At 35.2% G+C, this 21,221-nt stretch carries 25 protein-coding genes and 2 tRNA genes; 23 read left to right on the forward strand and 4 right to left on the reverse strand.

Translation table 11 applies throughout. The annotated features are described in order from the left end of the window. Window positions 1-18: 18 nt before the first annotated feature. Together ACQZ43_RS07940 and ACQZ43_RS07945 are read right to left on the reverse strand one after the other, a co-directional pair. Window positions 19-276 carry a hypothetical protein gene (locus tag ACQZ43_RS07940; RefSeq protein ID WP_430611442.1) on the reverse strand — a complete coding sequence of 86 codons (258 nt, stop codon included), beginning with the start codon at window positions 274-276 and terminating at the stop codon, window positions 19-21. A 65-nt stretch (window positions 277-341) separates the two neighbouring features. Continuing rightward, window positions 342-707: a hypothetical protein gene (locus ACQZ43_RS07945; protein WP_430611444.1), complete on the reverse strand. Its 366-nt coding sequence runs from the start codon at window positions 705-707 to the stop codon at window positions 342-344. 1,289 nt (window positions 708-1,996) lie between these two features. On the opposite strand from ACQZ43_RS07945, the gene ACQZ43_RS07950 reads away from it, so the two are divergent. The 10 genes from ACQZ43_RS07950 (at window position 1,997) to ACQZ43_RS07995 (ending at window position 5,830) form a co-directional block, all read left to right on the forward strand. After that, on the forward strand, window positions 1,997-2,302 hold the full coding sequence (locus ACQZ43_RS07950) for a hypothetical protein (protein WP_430611446.1): 306 nt from the start codon (window positions 1,997-1,999) through the stop codon (window positions 2,300-2,302). A gap of 138 nt (window positions 2,303-2,440) precedes the next feature. Then, window positions 2,441-2,577: transfer RNA gene (locus ACQZ43_RS07955), tRNA-OTHER, on the forward strand. Between the two features lie 22 nt (window positions 2,578-2,599). Further along, on the forward strand, window positions 2,600-2,926 hold the full coding sequence (locus ACQZ43_RS07960; protein WP_430611448.1) for a hypothetical protein: 327 nt from the start codon (window positions 2,600-2,602) through the stop codon (window positions 2,924-2,926). Window positions 2,927-2,974: 48 nt separating this feature from the next. Further along, window positions 2,975-3,047 (forward strand) — tRNA-Asn (locus tag ACQZ43_RS07965). A gap of 194 nt (window positions 3,048-3,241) precedes the next feature. Then, a complete protein-coding gene (locus tag ACQZ43_RS07970) occupies window positions 3,242-3,427 on the forward strand; it encodes a hypothetical protein (protein ID WP_253473452.1) in 186 nt (61 codons plus the stop codon). 3 nt (window positions 3,428-3,430) lie between these two features. Further along, window positions 3,431-3,946 carry a hypothetical protein gene (locus ACQZ43_RS07975; RefSeq protein ID WP_430611450.1) on the forward strand — a complete coding sequence of 172 codons (516 nt, stop codon included), beginning with the start codon at window positions 3,431-3,433 and terminating at the stop codon, window positions 3,944-3,946. A gap of 6 nt (window positions 3,947-3,952) precedes the next feature. After that, window positions 3,953-5,029: a hypothetical protein gene (locus ACQZ43_RS07980; RefSeq protein ID WP_430611452.1), complete on the forward strand. Its 1,077-nt coding sequence runs from the start codon at window positions 3,953-3,955 to the stop codon at window positions 5,027-5,029. A 17-nt stretch (window positions 5,030-5,046) separates the two neighbouring features. Further along, complete coding sequence (locus ACQZ43_RS07985; protein WP_430611454.1) at window positions 5,047-5,319, forward strand: DUF2829 domain-containing protein; 273 nt, start codon at window positions 5,047-5,049, stop codon at window positions 5,317-5,319. A 58-nt stretch (window positions 5,320-5,377) separates the two neighbouring features. Then, complete coding sequence (locus ACQZ43_RS07990; protein WP_430611456.1) at window positions 5,378-5,575, forward strand: hypothetical protein; 198 nt, start codon at window positions 5,378-5,380, stop codon at window positions 5,573-5,575. Between the two features lie 6 nt (window positions 5,576-5,581). Continuing rightward, entirely contained in the window at window positions 5,582-5,830 is a 249-nt protein-coding gene (locus tag ACQZ43_RS07995) for a co-chaperone GroES family protein (RefSeq protein ID WP_430611458.1), read from the forward strand. Window positions 5,831-6,066: 236 nt separating this feature from the next. Here ACQZ43_RS07995 and ACQZ43_RS08000 read toward each other — a convergent pair whose 3' ends face one another. Both ACQZ43_RS08000 and ACQZ43_RS08005 read right to left on the reverse strand, forming a co-directional pair. Beyond that, the gene (locus ACQZ43_RS08000; protein WP_430611460.1) at window positions 6,067-6,234 is read right to left on the reverse strand and encodes a hypothetical protein; all 168 of its coding nucleotides are present in this window, start codon (window positions 6,232-6,234) and stop codon (window positions 6,067-6,069) included. A gap of 238 nt (window positions 6,235-6,472) precedes the next feature. After that, on the reverse strand, window positions 6,473-7,075 hold the full coding sequence (locus ACQZ43_RS08005; RefSeq protein WP_430611462.1) for a hypothetical protein: 603 nt from the start codon (window positions 7,073-7,075) through the stop codon (window positions 6,473-6,475). Between the two features lie 95 nt (window positions 7,076-7,170). On the opposite strand from ACQZ43_RS08005, the gene ACQZ43_RS08010 reads away from it, so the two are divergent. The 13 genes from ACQZ43_RS08010 (at window position 7,171) to ACQZ43_RS08070 (ending at window position 21,214) form a co-directional block, all read left to right on the forward strand. Then, entirely contained in the window at window positions 7,171-7,596 is a 426-nt protein-coding gene (locus ACQZ43_RS08010; protein ID WP_430611464.1) for a hypothetical protein, read from the forward strand. A gap of 9 nt (window positions 7,597-7,605) precedes the next feature. Further along, the gene (locus ACQZ43_RS08015) at window positions 7,606-8,808 is read left to right on the forward strand and encodes a hypothetical protein (RefSeq protein ID WP_430611466.1); all 1,203 of its coding nucleotides are present in this window, start codon (window positions 7,606-7,608) and stop codon (window positions 8,806-8,808) included. Further along, window positions 8,808-11,972: a hypothetical protein gene (locus tag ACQZ43_RS08020; protein ID WP_430611468.1), complete on the forward strand. Its 3,165-nt coding sequence runs from the start codon at window positions 8,808-8,810 to the stop codon at window positions 11,970-11,972. The genes ACQZ43_RS08015 and ACQZ43_RS08020 overlap by 1 nt, the downstream gene beginning before the upstream one ends. Beyond that, on the forward strand, window positions 11,959-12,744 hold the full coding sequence (locus ACQZ43_RS08025; protein WP_430611470.1) for a hypothetical protein: 786 nt from the start codon (window positions 11,959-11,961) through the stop codon (window positions 12,742-12,744). The genes ACQZ43_RS08020 and ACQZ43_RS08025 overlap by 14 nt, the downstream gene beginning before the upstream one ends. Next, on the forward strand, window positions 12,744-13,613 hold the full coding sequence (locus ACQZ43_RS08030) for a hypothetical protein (RefSeq protein WP_430611472.1): 870 nt from the start codon (window positions 12,744-12,746) through the stop codon (window positions 13,611-13,613). Before ACQZ43_RS08025 ends, ACQZ43_RS08030 begins: the two co-directional genes overlap by 1 nt. Window positions 13,614-13,624: 11 nt before the next feature. Then, entirely contained in the window at window positions 13,625-13,960 is a 336-nt protein-coding gene (locus ACQZ43_RS08035; protein ID WP_430611474.1) for a hypothetical protein, read from the forward strand. Continuing rightward, entirely contained in the window at window positions 13,960-14,469 is a 510-nt protein-coding gene (locus tag ACQZ43_RS08040) for a hypothetical protein (protein ID WP_430611476.1), read from the forward strand. The genes ACQZ43_RS08035 and ACQZ43_RS08040 overlap by 1 nt, the downstream gene beginning before the upstream one ends. Next, on the forward strand, window positions 14,469-15,011 hold the full coding sequence (locus ACQZ43_RS08045; protein WP_430611478.1) for an N-acetylmuramoyl-L-alanine amidase: 543 nt from the start codon (window positions 14,469-14,471) through the stop codon (window positions 15,009-15,011). The genes ACQZ43_RS08040 and ACQZ43_RS08045 overlap by 1 nt, the downstream gene beginning before the upstream one ends. A gap of 1 nt (window position 15,012) precedes the next feature. Further along, entirely contained in the window at window positions 15,013-15,492 is a 480-nt protein-coding gene (locus ACQZ43_RS08050) for a hypothetical protein (RefSeq protein ID WP_430611480.1), read from the forward strand. Between the two features lie 148 nt (window positions 15,493-15,640). Then, on the forward strand, window positions 15,641-16,252 hold the full coding sequence (locus tag ACQZ43_RS08055; RefSeq protein WP_430611482.1) for a co-chaperone GroES: 612 nt from the start codon (window positions 15,641-15,643) through the stop codon (window positions 16,250-16,252). After that, window positions 16,239-16,595, forward strand: a complete 357-nt coding sequence (locus ACQZ43_RS08060; protein ID WP_430611484.1) for a hypothetical protein — start codon at window positions 16,239-16,241, stop codon at window positions 16,593-16,595. Before ACQZ43_RS08055 ends, ACQZ43_RS08060 begins: the two co-directional genes overlap by 14 nt. Continuing rightward, window positions 16,596-18,818 carry a hypothetical protein gene (locus ACQZ43_RS08065; protein ID WP_430611486.1) on the forward strand — a complete coding sequence of 741 codons (2,223 nt, stop codon included), beginning with the start codon at window positions 16,596-16,598 and terminating at the stop codon, window positions 18,816-18,818. Between the two features lie 2 nt (window positions 18,819-18,820). Further along, on the forward strand, window positions 18,821-21,214 hold the full coding sequence (locus ACQZ43_RS08070; RefSeq protein WP_430611488.1) for a hypothetical protein: 2,394 nt from the start codon (window positions 18,821-18,823) through the stop codon (window positions 21,212-21,214). Window positions 21,215-21,221: the final 7 nt, after the last annotated feature.

Genomic DNA, 21,221 nt, shown 5'->3' on the forward strand with positions numbered 1-21,221 from the left:
AAAGGGTTTTTGATATAGTTAAGTAAGTAGTTGTAAGTTTTGGTAATCTGATAAGCCACGGATATAGTAAGCACCATCTATAGGGCTGATTATAATTTCTAAGATTTGATTTTCTCCGTAAGATTGCGATTGATAATTTATAGTCTCGATGCTTTCGGTTAGTGCTTCTTTTTCTTCCTGTTCACTTGAATTAGTAAATAATAATTCGAGGTAGTTCAAAAGATTCTGTTTTGCCCCGTGAATAGTTTCGAAGCAATCATTTGTATAGACATTCATAAGAATAGATTTAAAGGGTTTAAGAGTTCCCCCGAGAGCCTGCCCGACCTCGGGGGGAATAATAACTACATTGCTAGTTTAAACGATCCTTTTGTTTGAAAGTCTTTACTGCCGTAGTAACTCTTTATATCCTCCAAATCTCTTTGCTTGCCGTTTTTCTTTACATAATCAGCAGGGGAGAAGTACCAAGACTTTTTTAGCCGTGCCCATCGCGGGCTATTGTAGTTTTCAATTGTGATTCCTTTAATCAAATCCTTTTGTGAATACATTGCACCAGGAGTTAAATCTGTCAGCCAGATGAAAGAACCAACAAACGAGATATTGATGTCTTCTAAGGCCTCAAACATTTTAATGATGTTGTAGAACTTCTCAGCGTTGAAGTCTTCGGTTTCGCCTGTTGATGGTTTGAAATTCTTAAACTCCTGAAACATCTTAATAAAATCAGGTTCTGAGTAATAACCGCTTGTGTCAGGGTGTAACTCGAAGCATAGTTTTTTGAATAGGTTTTTAGCTTCGTCTAATGTGGTGCAATTGATAAAGTACATAGTAATAAGTTTAAAGGGTTTTGTATTGTTTTTAAATTCCGTGATTAAAATAGACCTGCCCGAATATTTTAACCGATTCGCTCCGTTATCTTTTAAAGACCTTACTAAGTAAGAAGAGAGAGAAGATACAAGCAAAGAAGCGCGAAGCGCACACAGCGTAAACCGTTGTTTGTTTCTTGTTGTACAAATGTACAATTTGTTTTTTAATAAATGTACATCGGATATATAAATGGATATACTATTTTTCTATCGTAAAAAGATAATCAATAGATAAAATTGATTGTTAGTTGTTTTAAGGGGTTTAAATATACCTTAGTATATAGTTTGTGTATAACACGTAGAAAGTACTTGTAATCGCTTGATTTAGATTAAATATATGGGTAGTAGTTCTTGTTTAGTTTTGTGTATTCAATTCTCAGGGAGTTGTTTTGTTACAAGTGGAATGAAAATTTGTGAAATGACAAACACGAACACGGGTGTATATCAATGTCATTAAAATGTATATCTTTGTAAGAAGTTGAAAAGCCCGAAATCGGGTTGTTTCTTCGGGAATAATAACCCTAAATCGGGCTTTTAGTTATGAATAAATTGATAAACAAAACGGAACTGTCTAAGCTGCTAGGTTACAAAGAGAAAGCAATTAGAATTAATCGCGTACCAGACAAACATACTATTGCTATTCAGGAACTTAACGATCTAATAGAGTACTGGAAGAAGCGTAATAAATTGTAGTTGTAGGGATATGGTGGGGATAATGGCTTGTGAGTAAAATGTAATGTACTGATTAGGTGAGCGGTAGCTGTCTTGGTTCGAATCCTTTAGAGATTACAACAGCATTGAAACATCGTTTTCCTTTATGTAAGTAGGTTTATTCTAAAATGAGTAGTCAGATTTAAACAGTATTAAAATTAGTTGCTTTAAAATTCAGTTGTGATGAGCCCGTACAAAAAAGGTAAAATGTTTTCAGACATCACTCAGAAGCGCACCCCATCCCCTTTTAGATTTCGATTTTCTTTTCCCGGACCAAACGCTCAAACATAGTATACCCTCCCAAGCATACTATCACATTACAAATTTTAATTTCTCTTTCAATTTTTTTTTAAAAATAATTATATCAATTCTTATATCCGATATATAAAAATTACTATCTTTGGATTCAAGTTAATATGCAAATTATGATTTCTAAGGAGTTATTTATTTCGATAATAGATTCAATCCGCTTGCAAGTTCAAAAGGACAAACATGCGGCTTCTATTCTTTCTGAGGTATTTAAATCTGATGTTAATCCGATCGATAATAGTTTGCTTTTAAGAAGTCTAATTGAGGTATTGAGATTCCATTTTCCACAGGGTAATGATTATTGTGAGTTTGATCATTACTGTTTCTTCCAAGATTTCGGGAGATATGAAAAGGATAATGAAGTGTTTGAAGAAACAGCTTCTCAATTCTTCGATAGGCTGGTTACAGAAAAACGTTCATAAAAATAGTTTAGTTGTGTTGGAAAACAATTGTCACTCTCGAGTAGGGTTGCGGTAACTATAAACCAACGTGGGCGAGTAGAAGCATCGCCGTAGGTATTTCATAACCTTATTTTCACGGCCGGCAATTGTTTTTTATTTGGGAGTGTGGCGGAATGGTAGACGCTTGACCACTAGAGTACAGTCAGTCATGGTAGCACCTGTCGACTAACGTCCGTGGATTGATGTAGGAACATCAAAATGTACTCGTACAGGTTCGATTCCTGTCGCTCCCACCAATTCGTTCTTTGAATTACGATAATGAAAGCGAGAGCTTGGCTTTTTTCTTTACTGTTCTGTTTGTTCAGTATTGCGGGATTCGGTTTTAACTCCTCCGACCTGGCCAAAAATTCAAAAATTGAAGCCGTCATTTCTAGTGATGTTTCAAAGGAGGTTAAGGTAGTGTTGTTTGCAAATGCAGATGTTTTGACTACAAGTGTTTATTTCGGGTTTAGGCAGGGTATTGAAAAAGTCCCTATCGAACGTAAGTCGAAATTATATACATTAAAAAGTCAATTCGCTGCAAACTCAATTAATAAATCGGGATTTCCGATCAATGTCCCCAGGGATAAGTTGAGGGCAATTTAATACTACAGATATATAAAAATCCTTTCACTAGCCAGAAAGGATTTTTTTGGACTCATAGCTCAGTTGGTAGAGCAAACGACTGTTAATCGTTCGGTCTTAGGTTCGAATCCTAATGAGTCCGCAAATTAAAAACACCCGAATCCCGATAAGTCGGAACAGGAACTGCCGGTCTAAACATACCCCATAGCTTGATATAGCCTTTAGAGTAGTTGAGCTATAGAAAATCTGATCGTTTAGCGTTACCGTGTTGGTTTTAGTGAATTTGAAGGCACGGTTATAAAAAACAGATGTTCGGGTGTATTAAAATATTATCACATGGCAAAGCAAAGTAAAATACCGCTAGGTCTGGCTCCGGAAACAGTAGTTGAAGTGGTAATGAAAAAGAAAATGACTGTTTCGGAATATTTAAAAATCAAATCAAATACCAAGAGTCGAGATTGGAAAATTCAAGCTTATCAAGAAGGCGCTTTTTCGGATGGTATGGGTAAAGAAATTGAGTGAATTATGAAGTACTATTTAGGGATAGATCCAGGTAAACAAGGCGCCTTCGTTTTAATCGACGAGAGTTCAAATATTATTGAGGTTTACGGAATGCCTTTGATTAATAAAGAGTATGACAAAAAATCAATAAAGGATATTTTAACTACAAAAGGTATTGTTCATATCTGTTTGGAAGAGCCGGGAATAATATTCGGTACCTCAAAAAGCTCTGTTGCTTCATTGTATAAATGTGTTGGGATGCTTGAAGGATTGCTAATGGGGTTGGGTATTCCTCATACCATGGCAAAACCGAAAGAGTGGCAATCTGAAATGTGGAAAAACGTAACTAAGCAATACAAAACCAATTCAGAAAAAAAGAAGAGTACTGATACTAAAGCGACTTCTGCGCTAGCTGCTATTAATCTATGGCCAAATCAAGATTTTAGAGTAACAAATAAAGGTGCGAAAAGCAAAAATCTAAACGATGGAATAATCGATGCGGTTTTACTCGCGGAATATGTAAGACGAAATTTTAAATAACAAGTTATGGCAAATAAACGATGTTTTTCTTTCTTTAAAAAATGCAATTCTTTAGAAGAATTAAAAGGCTTTACAGGTATCGAGGTTTATTTTGAGAAAGATTCAAAGGTGAAGCTTGTACATAAAGAAACAGATAGTGAGTGTGTTTATGAATCAGGAAATAGTAAAAGTACAGAGTCATTGATTATTGAATTTTACTGCTTTGTTAAACGATTGTCTGTCAATGATTTTTTAGAATTTAGAATTTCAAAAGAGGAAAAAACGAAAAATAAAGTAGAGTTCATAAAACCTACAGAAACACCCATGTTAAGTTGTATTAAACCAGAAAACCCTTCTGAATTTAGTTTTTACTTCGACCAAATCGAGAAGAAAGTCAAGGTTTTTATTGGTAAAGAGTGGGTTGATTATAGTGTAGATGTATTCAGTAAACTCAAACACGCTGTCAGCTCTTCAGTAGAAGCGCCTCAGATTTTTCACTTTAGAGAGCATAATGATTTTGAAGGTTTGAAAGCTTTTACAGAGAGTAAAGCGCATATAAAAGACGGGCAGTACTATTTATATATTCATGCAGGAATGGTTCCTATAAATCTTGGAGATTATGTTGCAAAAACTATTTCTACTGGCGAACTTTCTTTATTCCTTGGTAATAATAATTCAAATTCAACGCCTAAAGATCCGGTTAATTATAGCGAAGATGTATTCAATAAACCTAAACATACTATCAGCTCTTTATCAGCCGCTACAGCTTCTTCAATTTTTATGACCCCAAAGGCTATTTACGAAAGGCACGAGTATATAAAAAAGCAACTGGAATTAGATAATCCTAAACCGATTCGTTCACAAGCCGAAATAGACGACGAACGCTTAACGGAAATAGTTGAAACGATTGTAGAATACAGTAAATCTAAGATGGCAATTCCTCCAGATTGGATTAAGGAATACAACGAGATTTTAGAACGAGTGAATAACAAAACATCAATTGCAGATACGTTTGTTAAGGATTATTTATTATCAGACAAACCGCTTTTGAATTTAAAGATTGTACCAGTACAGTTTGATGTAACACCACCAAAATTATATTAACTAAAATCAGAATAATTATGAATTTCGGACAAGCATTAGAAGCCTTAAAGCAAGGAAAGAAAGTAAGTAGACAAGGATGGAACGGAACCGGAATGTTTGCTGTTTATCAAAAAGGTTATCCGGAAGGTATTCCCTGTAATAAGCAAACCGCAGAAGCATGGGGTTTGAACGAAGGAGATTTGTTTAAGGTACGGCCTTATCTACAATTAAAAACTGCTCAAGGGGATTATGCAATGTGGGTACCTAGTACAAGTGATATCCTTTCGGATGACTGGGAGGTTATTCAATAAACATCAATTCACATTAACATTAAGGCTGGTATTGATCAGCCTTTTTTATTATAAAAAGATGAACGCACAAGATTTAAAAAAGATAGAAAAACACTTTAGCAAGGCGAAGAAAATATTCTGCTTGAAGCTAAATAAAGAGGTTGATGTAACTAACGTTCCCCGGTTACATTATAATCCCGATGAAGATACAGTTACTTCTCCATCGCGGTTTATATGCTTTTGGAAGGATGGGGAATTTGCTAAAATCATTAAATAAGCGACTATGCAACTACTAGGAGATCGATTATTATGCAAGAAAATTGCTCAAGAAACTAAAAGCGGACTGATTTTACCGACTAATCACGAAACGGAAAATGATTTTGAAGTGATTAAAATTGGAGCTAAAGTGAAGAATATAAAAGTGGGGTCAATAGTCAGAAAGTTCAAGTATTCCTATGGTTTACAGATGATTGATGAAGGTGTTGAGCACTTGGTTTTGAAGGAATTGGAAGATATAGATATTGTATTTTAATTTATATGAAAAACTTTTTATATAAATATTTTAAATATAGGCTTTAATTTTGTTTATATAAATAGTAGACTAGTATTTTGTTTATATAAAAAATGTTTTATATATTTGTCAAACAATTACGATTAAGACTTTAATTAAAATTTCTTATTCGCTAGTATGTACAATAAAAAGAGTTTTTTAGAAATAAATGTTTAAAAAAAACTCATCAAGCTGTAACTTGATGAGAATAAAGAATTTTATTTTTTAAAGATAATAACAAGCGTAGCTAAAATCGGCTTAATTAAACTAGGGTTTTGGTTTATTACATATAGCAATCCTAATGCTATAGTGAAAAAACCGACTTGTTTGATACAGAGTCTAGCTTGTTTAAAAGATTTTGCTACATTAAATTTTATTTTAGCCATAAGTTGATGGTTTTAATAAGTTAATGAGTATTTGTGGGTCAGCGGCCGACCTTAAACCAATTTTTGAAGATTCATGCGTTTTTTTCATAATAGAGGTTTTAAATATTTAAGTAAATCGACATAATTTATCGCAGTACGAATTTATACAATTTTTTTGTAAAATTATTTTATTTTATTTTTATTTTTTAATAAAAATTTAACCTCTTTGTTAAGAGTGCATTATAGTAAAAGAGCCACTCTAATCAGTGGCTTTTTTTCGTTTGGACCATAGCGTTCGCTTAGGTTCAGATGGCAATAAGAGATTGATTTTCTTAATCACATCGACCTTCTTTAAATCACTCACTACATTAGATTCTCTCAAGACATCTTCGGGAACCGGTATTTCTCCAGACAACATTCCATAAAACTCCATTACAATCTTTCTCGATTTTGCAGTCAAGACATATAAGTGCTCGTTTTGATTACGGCCATGGCATGCAATTCCCGCATATCCCAACTTCACGAGTACGTTAAGCCTTTTGTAAGTAAACCTAATGTGTCCTATATCCCTATAGTCATAAATGGTAAATAGGTTTTTCGGGAACAGGAAAAGAAGTATCTCCAAAAGATTGATTGTTTTGATTTCATACTTCTTCATAATATGGGCCCGTACAAACGCCATATTCTCTAAAAAATCATACCCCTTGAATACCTGAATGAATTTCTGATGCGTGTATGCAGCTTCTTTCGTCGGGTCGTTACCGTCATTCAATACTACTTCCGATAGTTTAATTCCTTTCTCTTTTACAATCTCCATTGCTTTAGGCAAAATGCGTTGTATCGTTTCTTTTTTACTGGCCATGATAAAGTATAAGTTTTACTACAAATATATATCAGATATATTAATTGATAGGTAAAAACTATTATCTTTGTTATTAATAACAGTTTTTATCTATAATGGCAAAAATTAGCAACCAAGAAGCGTATCCGGAAGACAAGAATATTTCTCTTGAGGATTACCTAATTGGCACTGATTCACAGGATAGGAATCGTACAAAAACTTATCCGTTAAAATCTGTTGTTCAGGTTGTTCAAGATGAGATTGAAACGAATCTGGAAGTTCCAAAACGAACATCGGATTTAATAAATGACGGAAACGGCAGCGGTAGTCCCTTTGCAACGATAAATGATGTTCGAGGAAAAGTATATCAGTTTAGTAATTTGAGAGAGGTAACTATAATACACGGACAAGGTAGAATAGTGTCAGCTGATGTAATTATTGGAACTCAAGAAGTTCTCGCTGCAAAAGAACATTCTGTTGATTTAAATAGTATCACAATAAAGTTTTCAAAGCAGGAGACAGGTTTCGTATTAATTAAATAAAATAATAAAATGAGATTAACAGCACCATTCGACGGGGATCAAAACCAGTTTATAAATTTCGTTGTTGACAAAAGAAGTCAACCCCCTGCATCGCCAGTCGAGGCCCAATTGTATTACAATACAGCTACGAAATACATCATGCGTTATGATGGTACTTCGTGGCGAGCTATCGGTGGTATCTTAGATATTACCAATACAGACGGATCAATTGCAATTACTATTGCCGATGGTGTTGCAGCTCTAAATTTAAATTTAGATAATACGACTATCGAAGTTGGTAATAACGTCCTTAGACTTAAGGATGGAGGTGTGAGCGCGGCAAAATTAGCATCTAATTCAGTAACGACAGTAAAGGTTACTGATAAGAATATCACATTTGCTAAAATTAATGATATTCCAACGATGACCGTTATGGGTAGGGTTGTGGCGGGGACAGGTGTAGCGGCCGCAATTCCTATAATCAATAGCAATGACTTGTCTGGAGCTTCTGGGGCGAGCTTAGTAACTTCAGGCGCGGTAAAGGCTTATATTGATGCTAACATTGCTAGTATTGGACGGCCACAAGGTGGTTGGGATGCCGCAACAAATACTGTTTTCCCTGGTACTGCTTTAACAAAAAATGGTGATTACTGGAGGGTTACTGTTGCTGGTACTATACAAGGCAATCCTTTTCAAGTTGGGGACGTTATTCAAGCTTTTAAAGACAATCCTGTCAATACGAATCCAAACGATTATATTTTATTACAAACAAATACAGACCAAGCCACAACCACTGTTATGGGGATGGTCGTACTTTCTACTAATGCAGAAGTTCAGGCGGGTACTAATAATACCAAGGCTGTGACCCCTGCTGGTTTATCGTCCAGAACGGCCACTGAAACAAGAACGGGTATTGCGGCAATTGCAAGTGAGGCTTCTGCAATCGCTGGAGAAGATGATACAACAATCATGACTCCTAAAAAAGTAAAAGCTGTATTTGCTTCATTAGGCGCGTCGGGATATGTAGCAAGTTTCGGAGATACTACAGCGACGACATACACTATTTCGCATGGCTTAAATACTGAGGATGTTATAGCGGAGTTTTTCGATTTGCCGAGTAAAGCAAAAATTCTAGCGGATTATTCAATTACAAATTCTACAACAATTCAAGTTCCTTTTTCAAAAGCCCCCGGTCTTAATAAAATTGGGGTTAAAATTTTAAAAGTTAAGTAATGAGGAATAAGGGAGACTTTATAAATGATGGAATTGCAGTAATAGAGACGTTGCCAAATGCAGGCACGGAACTATCTGCTGTCTTCGAAGAATCAGGGCAACTAAAGAAGAAAACAATTGGAAGTATTTCGATGCTGCCAAAAGAATCTTATCTGCCGGGTCTTTCTCTTGCATTTCCTTCTATTTTTAACTTGAATACTACAAGTCTCGACTACGCTCATACCGATATGACGGTATCACTTGCCAGCCAATTAAAAGGCGCTGTCTTAATGGCTCCAATTTCTATGAATGGGACTCCGGCTTTTCGAAAGATTGTACGTTCAGATTTAGACTTATCGGAAGTTGTTTTTGAGGATGCGCCAATTTTTGGAAACTTTGTTAAGAAGTCAGGAGATACAATGGTATCAACATCTGCAACTCCACTTGTAATTGAAAGAACGACCTCAACAGGTAATTCAGGAATAGGGTTTAGAACTACTTTGGGCATTGTTCATGCAGGTAATGCTGATGGGACTTCTTTTGCGGTTGGACCAGACGGAAATTTAGCTAGTGTGGCAAATAGATGGTTATCAGTATCAGCAACAGGTGTTTCAACAAGACCACAAGGTGGTAATAATTTACAATCAAGGGATATTGGTGGTTTCTATATTGATACCGCTATTACAAATAGTCGTGCAGAACACATTGTTAGACACAAGTTCACTAACAGAAATGTAACATTCGCTTTAGGTGGAGTTTCCGGGTCAACGGGTTCTATGTCTCAATGGGGTATGTTCAGATTCCTTAATGACAGAACCGTAAATGGCTCGGATGGATTCTTTGGATTTATGGGTGATTCCGATACCGTAGGTGCATCATCATTAGCGGGCGTAGGTGATCGTATGATGATTGCAAAAGCTAATGGTTCGTTTAGCTCCATGCCATTACCGACTAGTCAGATACAAAGATTAGATTTAAATGATACTACGGGGTATATTGGTATTAGTAATAGTAATTCAGTAAGATTACACTCGTTAGTTACAATTAATAAACCAGATGCTAATATATCACCAATATCAGGAGGTGGTTTAAGTGTGTATTCAAATACAACGGGGTCAATTAATTATCCTAATGCGTTAGGTGGTGGTTTGTCATATAATAGACTACAAAATACATTTGTTGGTGGAATAGATATATGGACATCAAGTAATGTAGATAGTAAGGTTTATATAAGAGCAGGTAAGTCAGCTACAGAATATCATCCATTTGAAATAATAGCTACTGAACCATGGGTTAAATCGGCTACTTATAATAATAACAATCTAAGGGCTATGGGTGTACCGCAACCCTACGATCCTAATAACAACCCTCAAATATATGCTGGAGGTCATATTTCTAACTACGGAACTTCTGCTTGGTTAACTGGAGGAATACTTAATGGTTATGGAGGTGTTATTGCCTTTAGAATGGCAGGAGCTACTAATTCAGGAGTCGAATTTAATTATGAAATAGGCAGAAATAAAGCTAATGGTGGGCGACTTGCTTTTAGAGGTGTTGCTGGATCTACCGATACTGTTGATGGTGCTAATGGTGGGTACAAACCATGGAAAGAGGTTTGGTCATCAGGGGATTTTACAGAAATTGATGTTTCAAACTGGAGAGCTTCATTCTTATGGGGAAACCATGCTGGATTGTACCATTCACTTAGCTTTAATACTCCTGGTGTAGCTGTCAGTTATACTGGTAGTTTATTAGCAATGCCTGTTGGAAGTTATTCTGCAGTTATTAGTACATCAGCAACAAATAGGCCTTTTGTAAATACCGGAGGCTTAATATCCTTTGGACAATTAAGTGCAGTCACTACTAGAATACTAGGAGCAAGAGATAACTCAGATAACTTATGGTTTCAATCAGGTGATGGTACTGGTGATTGGAGACAACTAGCAACAAGAGAATATGTTCTTGGATTAGGCTATTCAACTCAAACATTAACAGCAGGTACTAATATTCAAATAGTTGGAAATGTAATTAGTTCTACTAATACAACTTATGCTGCAGGTACATTAGCTCAGTTAAATGCAGGTACGGTTACTACAAATTATATATGGTCTCCTAAAATAATAAGTGATTTTGTAATTAGTAAAATTCCACAAGTAACTCAAATATTTGAGAAAACTATTCAAGGTGGTTTGCGTGTTATGGATTGGGATTCAATAGCGAATAGACCTGAGTCAATTGCAATAGGTCTTACTGCATCAGCTACTAAAATTGGTGCCTTAGCAATGATGACCGGTGCGACAGCCGATGGTAATGATTCAATAGCTATTGGTGCCTATTCTCAAGTATTGAAAACTAGAGGTGTGAATGTAGGCCCCTATAATACTATAAATGTATCGGAGGGTAATGCTTATGGAACAGGACTAATTGTAAATCAGAAAGGCTGTACAGTTTTAGGAAAATACAACAATCCGATTTTACAACAACCAACAGAAGATATTGATATTAAGTCTCCGGCGTTAATAGTCGGACGAGGAAAATCTAACAATATCAGATCCAATGCTTGGGAATTATATTCTGATGGAAGTTCTAGAAATTTTGGTCCTATAAATTATGATGGAAATTCAATCATTGATTTTTCAGATGATTTAACTGTTCCACATATCAGATGGATTAGAGCTAACATTTCTGGTGGAGGAGGGGATATCTCTGACGATGTAGCATTAAGTGGCACCGATGAAGTATTATTGAATCCTGGTACTCAGGATTTTGAGGATCGAGTCATTAATAACGGTAGAGCCTATGGCACTATTTGGACAGAACAAGAAATAGGGCTTGGCGACTATGGTGATCTTGTTGAATTTATAGCAGAATATCAAAAGTGGTACAAAGTGGATCCAAATTCTGAAACGCAAACGATTGGTGCTTTACTTGGTATTGTCATAGATTCAACTTCAGTACTAATTGAAGGATATATCGTTCCAGAGCCAGACTCGTTCTTAGATCTCATGGTAATGGGGTCTGTTAAAGATAAATCACCTTACTTCGGAACAATGCCTAACAGTAATATGAACTTGGATTTTTATGATAAACTCAATTTACCGCTCGCCAGAACTTGTGGAATGATTTTACACATGAATAATACAAAGACTTTACATTTTAATCCCGGACTTTATGGCAGAATTTAAGATAGTAGTCTCCAATAATAATGTACCTCCTGAACAATTAGGGGAAGTACATATTAATATCTTAGTTGGCCAAACTAAGATTATAACTTCTGCTGATTTAATGAGGAGCAATCCCCCTTATTTTCAACTGCACTTATTGCCATTAGGGGATATTAAAATTAATGAATTTGGAGCTAGCAATGACAGTATAGTAAGACCTTCTGACACACCAATTATAGCGCAGTTAGAAAATAACGGTACTATAATTAGAAGTGCTGTTCAATGGCAAAATAACATTGTACTTAGAACGACAATTGAAGCTGATGGATTTAGAGTTAAAGGAAACTCTATTGGTGATGATTGGGTGGGATTTATAGCTAACGCGTACAATTCAAATGGAAATGTAACTTCTGATTATTCTGCTGAACAAGGTAAAATTTGGATTCATGTTGTCTCTAATGTAAACACACCTCCAAGTCGGGTAGGTAATAATTCAGTTTATTGTAATGTTCAAAATTCGATTACTCTAACTGGAGCAATGTTTACCTCCCAGACAACACCTACTTACCAAGACTTACAAGGAGACCCAGCAAAAGAGGTTCGAATAGATTCATTACCATCTTTAGGTTATTTAAGATTTAATGGTAGGGCTGTTACTGTTGGTCAAATTATAACAATGGAAGATTTGAATTTAGGCAAATTGAAATTCTACACTGATATCATGAACGTAGGACAACAAGCTATTTTTAACTTCTCTGTATCAGACACGGGTACAGGTCAATTTACAAGCTAATGGGAGTAATGACAATTAATGCAATAGCAGAAGAAATACCTACGCCAGTAATGTGGGGAAGTAATTACATCGTTTTAGGCCATGCCTTAACAGATGATTCATTAAATCCTCATGACTCTTTTGGTAACTATACTTTGAGAGTTATGGATTTTACTGCCGACTGTTTACCTATTTTTAAACCTAGGTATGGATTAAATTTCCATTCAATAAAGGTAGTAGGATATAGTCCTTCTTTTAATCATAGGAATGGTTCAAATCAATACGGACTGGTTAAAAATGATATAATTGTTAGTGGAGGTTCTATAATTACAAAAACTGAGTTAGATCAGGGAATTGTACAATTTAAAAGTCCAATTTCTTTAGGCACACCAATATTAGCGTTAGGCTATTTTGAATTTTTAATTAGTGATGATGGTATTAATTATAGCCCTGATACATTATCTAGGTTTGATGTTTTTGTAACATTTAAATTAGATCACGTGGGTATTGATTTTAATCTAAGTAATACTGTAGATGCTGCAATGGGGACCATAACAACAGTAACTACAACAATGCTACCACTCGCTTACGATTATATTTATCATGGTCAAATTCCAGACTATAACTTTAATGATGTCGATGAAAGTAATTATGTCGATATGCAAGGAAGGATTTATCCTTATAAAGTAGAGATTCGAAATATCATTGGAGAGAACTGTTTAAAGTATTTCGGAGAGAAACTTCAAATAGGCCAGAAGATACCAATTAATGGTATTCGTATGGGTAACTTAAAAATAGACGGTACCATGTTAACAGAAGGAAATAACCCTTCTATTGAAATAGCTTTTGGAGATTCATTTACCGGAGCTTTTAAAATAAATCCAATTTAAAAATCAATACCATGACAAGACAATCAAAAAAGAAAAACAATCAAAATTCAAAACAAATGGCACAAAAAATTAAAGAAGCAGAGGGACCAGTTACTCAAAAAGCAAACAAGATTTCCGAACTACACATGGAGAAATTGCAGATTCAATTTAAAAAAGAGGATCAAATTTCTAAAGGGGCTGTAGAGTTATTCCAGATGGAGTTTAATGTCAAACAAAGAAGAACTGAATTAGAAGCTTTTACTGCTGAGGTTCAAAAAGAAGGTATTGTTTTAGGCAATGAATTATCGCAAACCTACGGAAATGTAACTGTAAATCCACAAACGGGAGAACTTACAAATCGCGAGTAATGGGAAAAATAAACTTACTTTTTAATTACATCATTGAAAATCTAATGCAGATTAGATTCAGCTTGGTTATATCTAGTGGAGTAAGTGTCGTGACATTTAATCTTTCTAATAGTCTTAATGTATGGCTACAAGAATCCATCGACTATGTATTTATAGCACTTTTATTTATAGCCGCGGATCATGTTTTCGGATCAATTGTGCACCATTTTATAAAAAAGGATTTCAGTTGGCAACTCAATATTGTTGGTTTTGCCATGAAGTTAGGACTTGTTGTTGGCGTGGGTATTCTTTTCGAAGCATTGGCACATTTAGTAAAAGATGGTGATATGCTTTATACCTATTTAAAGATGGTTGGAAGATTAATAGTGTGTATTTATCCATTGCGATCTGCCTTAATGAATGTGAAAATTATTTCAAAAGGCAAATTTCCTCCAGATGCTTTAATTGGTAAAATGGATGATTTTAATAAAGATTTAGATTTAAAACATTTCAAAAACAAAGAAGAGTAATGGCACAAGAAATGAGTTTTCCAAGCGCAGGACATCACGAAAAAGATCCTGGAGCAATAGGAAGTGGTTCTACAGAATTCATTAATATGAATTTACTTAGAAACAAAATGACTGAAATATTAAAGACTAGAGGTCAAAAGTTCGAAACTGATTTGAACCACGAGACTAACTCAATTTATCAAGGTAGAATTAAACCGGTAAAAGGAGATGTTATAATGGATTTGCACCAAGATGCTGGACCTGAAAGCGCAACTGGTATCACAATAATTGTTAGTGACAAGGCAGGACCCGACAGCCTTAGTATGGCTAAAGAGACTTTGGACGGGCTAGTACGCATTACTGGACTTAAATCTAGAGGAGTTATAAAAGCCTCAATGACTCCGAGGAAAACTATCGGTATTCTAAACAAGGCAGGCACAGCCATACTGGTCGAATTAGGATTTATTACTAATAAAAACGATATGACAGTGTTTTACGACAAAATAGATGAAATAGCCTGCTTCCTTTGCGATATGCTTTATAAGTATGATAAAAACAAGTAAAATGAAAAGACTAATTATACCTATCATCTTGATATCGTTCTTAGTTTCTTGTGGAGCTAAAAAAGTCCATAAAGAAGAAACGGTTTCTACACTCAAAGAAAAGGAAGTTGTTTCCAAGACGGAAGCAATTGAAATATGTACCAATAATGACATAATTGAAAATATGTATTATTTATCACATAATTTTCAAGCTGACTCTATTGTTGTCACTAAGGATGGTACGAAGTATTACAATCCGAGAAGCAAAAAAGAAGAATTATCTCAAGAGAAAAAGGAGAATAGACAGTATGTTTTTTCAGGTGTAAAATCAGAAACTTTGGATTTAGAGAAGGAATTTTATAAGTCCGTAAAATCAAAAGATGTTGTAAAAGAGCAACTAAATTACTTCAAGATGATTTTTCAGTTCTGGCCAGTACTTCTTTTGGTGATTTTAGTATTTATCGTTTATAAATATTGGATCCGCATTAAAAGGTTGTTCTAAAAATAAAAAACCAGTAGCGGGAACTACTGGGATTCAAAAATTAAGTTTTTCTATTTATGTGATTCTGATATACAAATATATCAAAAATATATATCCGATATGATTATTGATGTGTATTTGATTATCTTTGTTTTAAACAAGAATCACTATGAACGCAGTCCACGGTTTTATCATATTTCAACCTCAAGTATTCAGCAAAACTTTTGAAACAGAAAGTGGCATAGAACTATATGGGGACGAACGATTTCTTCCAAATCGTTTAGCGAACCGAATTGTAACAATCAAACATCTTCCGTTAGGATATCAAGGTGAAAACATTGAAGGCTATCAAGCTTTAATTGATCCCACAATATACTACAAGCAATTATACGATCACGGGAAAGGAGATAACCAAGAAATTAAAGGTCATCCTGGTCATTTCAAAATAGAGAAAAATCTAATTGTAATGATTCGAAAAGATGCGGATTCAGAATGGGTTGGCTTCGGAGAGAATTTAGCAGTTGAACTTGTAATGGAAGAAGCCAAAGAAGAAAAAGCTGGATTGATTATCACTGAGATAAAAAAAGCCCCAAAGAACATTAATGGTCTGTCAAAGGTACTATGTGTCAATCAAGAATTGGCGGATTCCGGTGTTAAGAAAGGTGACAAGGTTTTTATCGAGAGAAAATGGGTGGTTTCTTTTTGGTTCGGCGGAAAGGAATATTTATGGATTAGAAACTGCGATGTCCTAGCAAAATACGAAGAAGATGGAAACAAGTAATCAAGCTTTACAGGAGATTAGAAAAGCTACAATCCCTGATTTAATTAAAAAGTATCAGAAGTTAGTGGATGATATTTTTAAAGCAGCAGGAGCACCATTACCAACATTCTTAAATGTAGAAGATAAAGAAACGGGGGAAGTGAAATATACATCCGAACAACAACTTTATGATTTTATAGATGTTCGAAACTCTGCATTAAGTACAGCAAATAACATTCTGATTAAAATCAATGAATTGCAACGTGAATTGTATGACCCTACTTTTTGGGATAAAGAAAGTGTTGAGGAAATATCAACTAACACCAAGGCTAATCCTTTGAAAAAATATACAGTTAAAAAATAAATGATATACTATCTAGGAGATAAGGTTTCAGTTATTGACGAAAAAACTCGTTTACTCAAGAATAAAAATAAATCTTGGGAATACGGCTATAATGAAGTTTTAGATACTGTGATTATTTCTAAAGATGGAACACTTGGCGAAGTTTACTGTATCTCAGGAATTAATATTGGACTACCACAGCAACCGGATAAAAAGGAAATTATCAATTATGATAAGACGACTAAAAATCAAAAATGGGAAAGAGAAGAAATTCCGAACGGACTAACTTCCGAAAATTGGGATTCTAAAAAATTTGAGCAATATATTGACAGACAATTTAAATGGAGGAACGAGGGTATTTGGATTTACCTGAACGGAAAACCTGTTTATTTGACTGGCACTTATTGGCATTTTTTACAATGGTTTAGGGAAGGAGCCAAATATCCTAGCCTAAGAATTATTCAGTCTGAACTCATGATATTCTGGGAAGCTTGTAAGGCAGACAATAGGTGTTATGGAATGCAGTATGTTAAAAATAGGCGTTTTGGAGCATCAGCTTTAGGAAATAACGACATCTTAAATATGGGGTCAATCCATGAAGACAAGATTCTCGGAATGATTTCTAAAAAGGGAACTGATGCAAAAAAGATTTTTAATCGATTGGTTCGTGCATTTAAAAGATATCCTCCATTTTTTAAACCTGAAACTGATGGAACTAATACACCTAAAACTGAACTAGTATTTACTGAACAAACCAAAAAGCGTAAACAAGGAGAAGCTGTTGAAGAAGGACAAGGTCTAGACACATCTATTTCTTGGCATAATACAGAGATAAATGCAATGGATGGTGAAGAGATATTTATGTCTCTTATTGATGAAGCAGGTAAATATCCAAAAGAAGTTCCTTTTGATGAATATTGGGAGATTGTAAAAACCTCGCATAGACTAGGGTCAGAAATTGCAGGAAAAGCTTTTGTAGTATCAACTGTCAACGCTATGAAAAAAGGTGGAGCAGGTTTTAAAAGTGTTTGGGATGATGGAGATCCGTTAAAAAGAAATAATAACGGAGAAACCATTTCAGGTTTATATAGAATATTTATTGCCGCTAAATATTGTATTCAAGGATACTTTGATGAATATGGATTTAGTGTAGTTGATGACCCTGAGGAGCCTTTTATTAATGATAAAGGAAGGAAGGTTAGTATAGGTGCTGTAACTTATTTAAAAAACGAACTGGATGGAAAAAAGGATCCACAAAAACAGTATGAGTTTTTGCGTCAATTTCCAAATTCTGAACGAGATGCTTTCCGCGATGAAGCGAATGATTGCGCTTTTAATCTAGTTCACTTGTCTGAACAAATTGAACATAATGATGAGGAACTTGAAAATAACGAAAGAGGTAATAACGAAGTAGAGCGCGGTAATTTCTATTGGAAAGATGGAATACAAGATACGGAGGTTTTATGGATGCCTGACCCTGTTAATGGGCGATTTTGGATAGCGAAAGATTATCATCCACCGGCAGAATATCGAAACAAGCGTGAAAAGAAAATGATTCACGGAGTATTAGCTTGGGCCCCAGTAAATGGCAATATGGGATGTCTTGGTGTCGATCCTTACAACCGAAGCAAAACGGTTGACAATCGAGGTTCGATGGGTTCAATTCATTTGGCTACTCGCTTTCATATCGGGCCGTTTCCTAATGATGCTTTCATTTTAGAATACATCGACCGGCCTAAAAAAGTTGAACTGTTTTTTGAAGACGTGATAATGGCTTCTGTATACTTTTCAATGCCATTCCTACCGGAGTTGTCCAACGAAAAGTTCTTACAATATGTAAAAGACCGCGGGTATCGCCATTTTGTTTTAAACAACCCTTTCAAGCTTTGGAAGGATTTAAGCGATACAGAACAGGAATACGGGGGCGTTCCTCCGCAAGATGCTAAGATTGGGGAATATCAATTTTATGCAGTAGAAGCATATATACAAGATCATATTGGTGTCGCTCGTGACGAATCTAAAAGGACAATTGGAGAAATGGGGTATATGCCCTTTACAAGAACATTAATCCAATGGAAAGATGTTGACCCAACTAAGCGAACAAAGTACGATGCTTATATCAGTTCTTCCTTGGCCTTATTAGGGAATCAAAGGCGAATAAAAATAGAAGTAGAAGAACCGAAGCCCATCACTATACCATTTAAAAGATACGATAACTCAGGAGCAATTTCCAAAGCAATGTAATTATGAGTAAGATTTATAAAGAAGCAAACCCACTAGCACCTTTTGAAGTCAAATTGACTGACGAATACGGTTTAAATGTAGCCAAGTTAATATCGACTGAATGGTTTGGCGGTGCTCGTATTGCCCAAGGCTGTCAATTTATGACAAGACGAGAATATGTGAAATCGAAGCGCAAATTTGTCCGTGGCGAAATTGATTTGACAAAGTTCAAAAGTCAGATTGCGAAGTCGGATAATGATTTAAGTTATTTGAATTTGGATTTCCGATATATAAACCTTGGAGAGAAGTTCTGTCTAATTGTTGCTAATGGAATTTCTGACGAAAACTATATACTTGATATTCGAGCAATGGATAAAATATCCATAAACATGAAGGAAAGTAAACAGAATGAGTATAGAAAGTATATGGCCTCCCGTAAACTTTTGGAATCCGTTCAAAAAGACTTAGGAATCGATTTAATGCCTAAATCATTTGTACCGGACAATGAGGAAGAAATGGAGATGTTGATGGATATTAAAGACCGTCCTAAAATTGAAATTGCAGAAGAGATTTTAATCAATTGGATAAAGCATACTAATAACTGGAGCTACATCGAGGATCAAAAAAATAAGGATTCAGTTGCTGTTGGTTTAATCGTTGCGAGAGTTTGGACAGATAAAAACGACGGGGTAAAAGTAGATTATGTTGATCCAGAAAATTATATACACTCCGAAGTAAAGAGAAACGATTTCGACGACAAGTTTTACGAAGGAGTTGTTGATTCAATCACTATTTCGGATTTAAAAAGAGAGAGCGGATTTGATGACTTGACACTCTCGAAAATTGCGGGTTTATACAATCAAGCTTATAAAGATGGTAACGACAATATTAGTTTAACCGACCAGGCTTTGGGTTCAAAAGTTGATGTTTTAAGATTTGCTTATAAAACGGTAAAAACGATTAAATACAAAAAGAAACTACGTAATGGTGAACCGATAAAATTAAGTAGACGTCCTGATACTTTTATTGCCCCGGAACAAGACGATGTTAGCGAGTTGTCTAATACGTTCGACACTTGGCTTGAGGGTAATTATGTAATAGGCTCAGAGTACATATATGGATGGAAAGAATGTGAGAATTTATATGATGATGTAATGAATAAGGCAATGTCACCTTTTGTAACATACGCTTATGATATTTACGAAAACAAACTACGTTCGTTTACAGACAACATAGAAGTGATTGCGGATAGAATGCAATTAACCGCTTTAAAAATCCAACATTTAATATCTGAACTTACTCCTGATCTAAAAGAAATCGATTTGGATATGCTAGCTGAATTGGACGATGGAAAAGGCGGAACTAAAAGGGCTATTTGGCAAACCGCACTTGATATCATGGGGGCCAAAGGAGTTGTTTTTAAGAAGAGAATTGATATGGGTGAGGATGGATTAAAAGATTCACATGCAATTCGTCCCATGGCAGCTCAACAAGGTTCTGCAATATCAATTCTTCTAAACTCTTGGGCGCATGACTACAACCTAATCCGTGAGAACACCGGTATCAATCCTGCTCGCGATGGTTCAATGCCGTCAGATGCTTTAGTAGGTGTAAACCAATTGGCTCAGATGGCAAGTAATACCGTGACAAAGAATATTGTTAGAATGAATGTGCTTTTTAATCTAAAAGTGTGTGAAGTAATTTCTACGCGTATCCAAGCTATTTACAATTATTCAGAGGCAAGTAAAATCCGTGAAATTTACAATAATGTGATTGGTAAACACATGATGGACCATCTATCCATTTTGAAAAATCGCCATTTGCACGAATTCGGATTTACATTCAATATGATGCCTACTTCTCTTGAAATACAAGAGTTTAAAGAAGATTTAGGTATTGCATTGCAAGAAGGATTTGTAAGTCCAGAAATTAAATCAGAAGCCACTAACATCTTTAAAACTAATCCAAAATTAGCTCGAAAATATCTTTATTACCACCGTAGAAAAGAGCGTACTCAACGAATGGAAGAACAAATGGCTGCAGCTCGGGATAAATCCAAAAATGATGCGTTATCTGCTCAAGCTGCTGAAGAAGCTAAAACAAATGCTTATCAGTTTAAAAAACAAATTGATTTACAATATGCAAGTGGCCTTTCTAAAATTAAATTAACGGAACAAAAAGGTCTTCAGGAAATCATGGCTCCTACAAAAGATAAAGAGTTTCAACAAGAGGTTTATCTAGCTCAATTAACCAAGTTGGGTAAAGAAAATCTGGAAGGATTTAAAGAAGACCGAAAAGACGACCGAACTAAATTGCAAGCATCGCAACAATCAGAGATGATTGATCAGCGCAATAATAAAAAGCCAGCTATTGATTTCGAAGACAACTTTGACTTTGATAAATTTTTAGGTCAATAATTTTTTA

This window comes from Flavobacterium sp. JP2137, from assembly GCF_050562195.1.
Taxonomy (GTDB): domain Bacteria; phylum Bacteroidota; class Bacteroidia; order Flavobacteriales; family Flavobacteriaceae; genus Flavobacterium.

What these genes read in the sequence shown, in the direction of transcription:
- ACQZ43_RS07940 (WP_430611442.1), bottom strand. Translation starts at nt 276, where the DNA reads ATGAATGTCTATACAAATGATTGCTTCGAAACTATTCACGGGGCAAAA.
- ACQZ43_RS07945 (WP_430611444.1), bottom strand. Translation starts at nt 707, where the DNA reads ATGTTTCAGGAGTTTAAGAATTTCAAACCATCAACAGGCGAAACCGAA.
- ACQZ43_RS07950 (WP_430611446.1), top strand. Translation starts at nt 1,997, where the DNA reads ATGATTTCTAAGGAGTTATTTATTTCGATAATAGATTCAATCCGCTTG.
- ACQZ43_RS07960 (WP_430611448.1), top strand. Translation starts at nt 2,600, where the DNA reads ATGAAAGCGAGAGCTTGGCTTTTTTCTTTACTGTTCTGTTTGTTCAGT.
- ACQZ43_RS07970 (WP_253473452.1), top strand. Translation starts at nt 3,242, where the DNA reads ATGGCAAAGCAAAGTAAAATACCGCTAGGTCTGGCTCCGGAAACAGTA.
- ACQZ43_RS07975 (WP_430611450.1), top strand. Translation starts at nt 3,431, where the DNA reads ATGAAGTACTATTTAGGGATAGATCCAGGTAAACAAGGCGCCTTCGTT.
- ACQZ43_RS07980 (WP_430611452.1), top strand. Translation starts at nt 3,953, where the DNA reads ATGGCAAATAAACGATGTTTTTCTTTCTTTAAAAAATGCAATTCTTTA.
- ACQZ43_RS07985 (WP_430611454.1), top strand. Translation starts at nt 5,047, where the DNA reads ATGAATTTCGGACAAGCATTAGAAGCCTTAAAGCAAGGAAAGAAAGTA.
- ACQZ43_RS07990 (WP_430611456.1), top strand. Translation starts at nt 5,378, where the DNA reads ATGAACGCACAAGATTTAAAAAAGATAGAAAAACACTTTAGCAAGGCG.
- ACQZ43_RS07995 (WP_430611458.1), top strand. Translation starts at nt 5,582, where the DNA reads ATGCAACTACTAGGAGATCGATTATTATGCAAGAAAATTGCTCAAGAA.
- ACQZ43_RS08000 (WP_430611460.1), bottom strand. Translation starts at nt 6,234, where the DNA reads ATGGCTAAAATAAAATTTAATGTAGCAAAATCTTTTAAACAAGCTAGA.
- ACQZ43_RS08005 (WP_430611462.1), bottom strand. Translation starts at nt 7,075, where the DNA reads ATGGCCAGTAAAAAAGAAACGATACAACGCATTTTGCCTAAAGCAATG.
- ACQZ43_RS08010 (WP_430611464.1), top strand. Translation starts at nt 7,171, where the DNA reads ATGGCAAAAATTAGCAACCAAGAAGCGTATCCGGAAGACAAGAATATT.
- ACQZ43_RS08015 (WP_430611466.1), top strand. Translation starts at nt 7,606, where the DNA reads ATGAGATTAACAGCACCATTCGACGGGGATCAAAACCAGTTTATAAAT.
- ACQZ43_RS08020 (WP_430611468.1), top strand. Translation starts at nt 8,808, where the DNA reads ATGAGGAATAAGGGAGACTTTATAAATGATGGAATTGCAGTAATAGAG.
- ACQZ43_RS08025 (WP_430611470.1), top strand. Translation starts at nt 11,959, where the DNA reads ATGGCAGAATTTAAGATAGTAGTCTCCAATAATAATGTACCTCCTGAA.
- ACQZ43_RS08030 (WP_430611472.1), top strand. Translation starts at nt 12,744, where the DNA reads ATGGGAGTAATGACAATTAATGCAATAGCAGAAGAAATACCTACGCCA.
- ACQZ43_RS08035 (WP_430611474.1), top strand. Translation starts at nt 13,625, where the DNA reads ATGACAAGACAATCAAAAAAGAAAAACAATCAAAATTCAAAACAAATG.
- ACQZ43_RS08040 (WP_430611476.1), top strand. Translation starts at nt 13,960, where the DNA reads ATGGGAAAAATAAACTTACTTTTTAATTACATCATTGAAAATCTAATG.
- ACQZ43_RS08045 (WP_430611478.1), top strand. Translation starts at nt 14,469, where the DNA reads ATGGCACAAGAAATGAGTTTTCCAAGCGCAGGACATCACGAAAAAGAT.
- ACQZ43_RS08050 (WP_430611480.1), top strand. Translation starts at nt 15,013, where the DNA reads ATGAAAAGACTAATTATACCTATCATCTTGATATCGTTCTTAGTTTCT.
- ACQZ43_RS08055 (WP_430611482.1), top strand. Translation starts at nt 15,641, where the DNA reads ATGAACGCAGTCCACGGTTTTATCATATTTCAACCTCAAGTATTCAGC.
- ACQZ43_RS08060 (WP_430611484.1), top strand. Translation starts at nt 16,239, where the DNA reads ATGGAAACAAGTAATCAAGCTTTACAGGAGATTAGAAAAGCTACAATC.
- ACQZ43_RS08065 (WP_430611486.1), top strand. Translation starts at nt 16,596, where the DNA reads ATGATATACTATCTAGGAGATAAGGTTTCAGTTATTGACGAAAAAACT.
- ACQZ43_RS08070 (WP_430611488.1), top strand. Translation starts at nt 18,821, where the DNA reads ATGAGTAAGATTTATAAAGAAGCAAACCCACTAGCACCTTTTGAAGTC.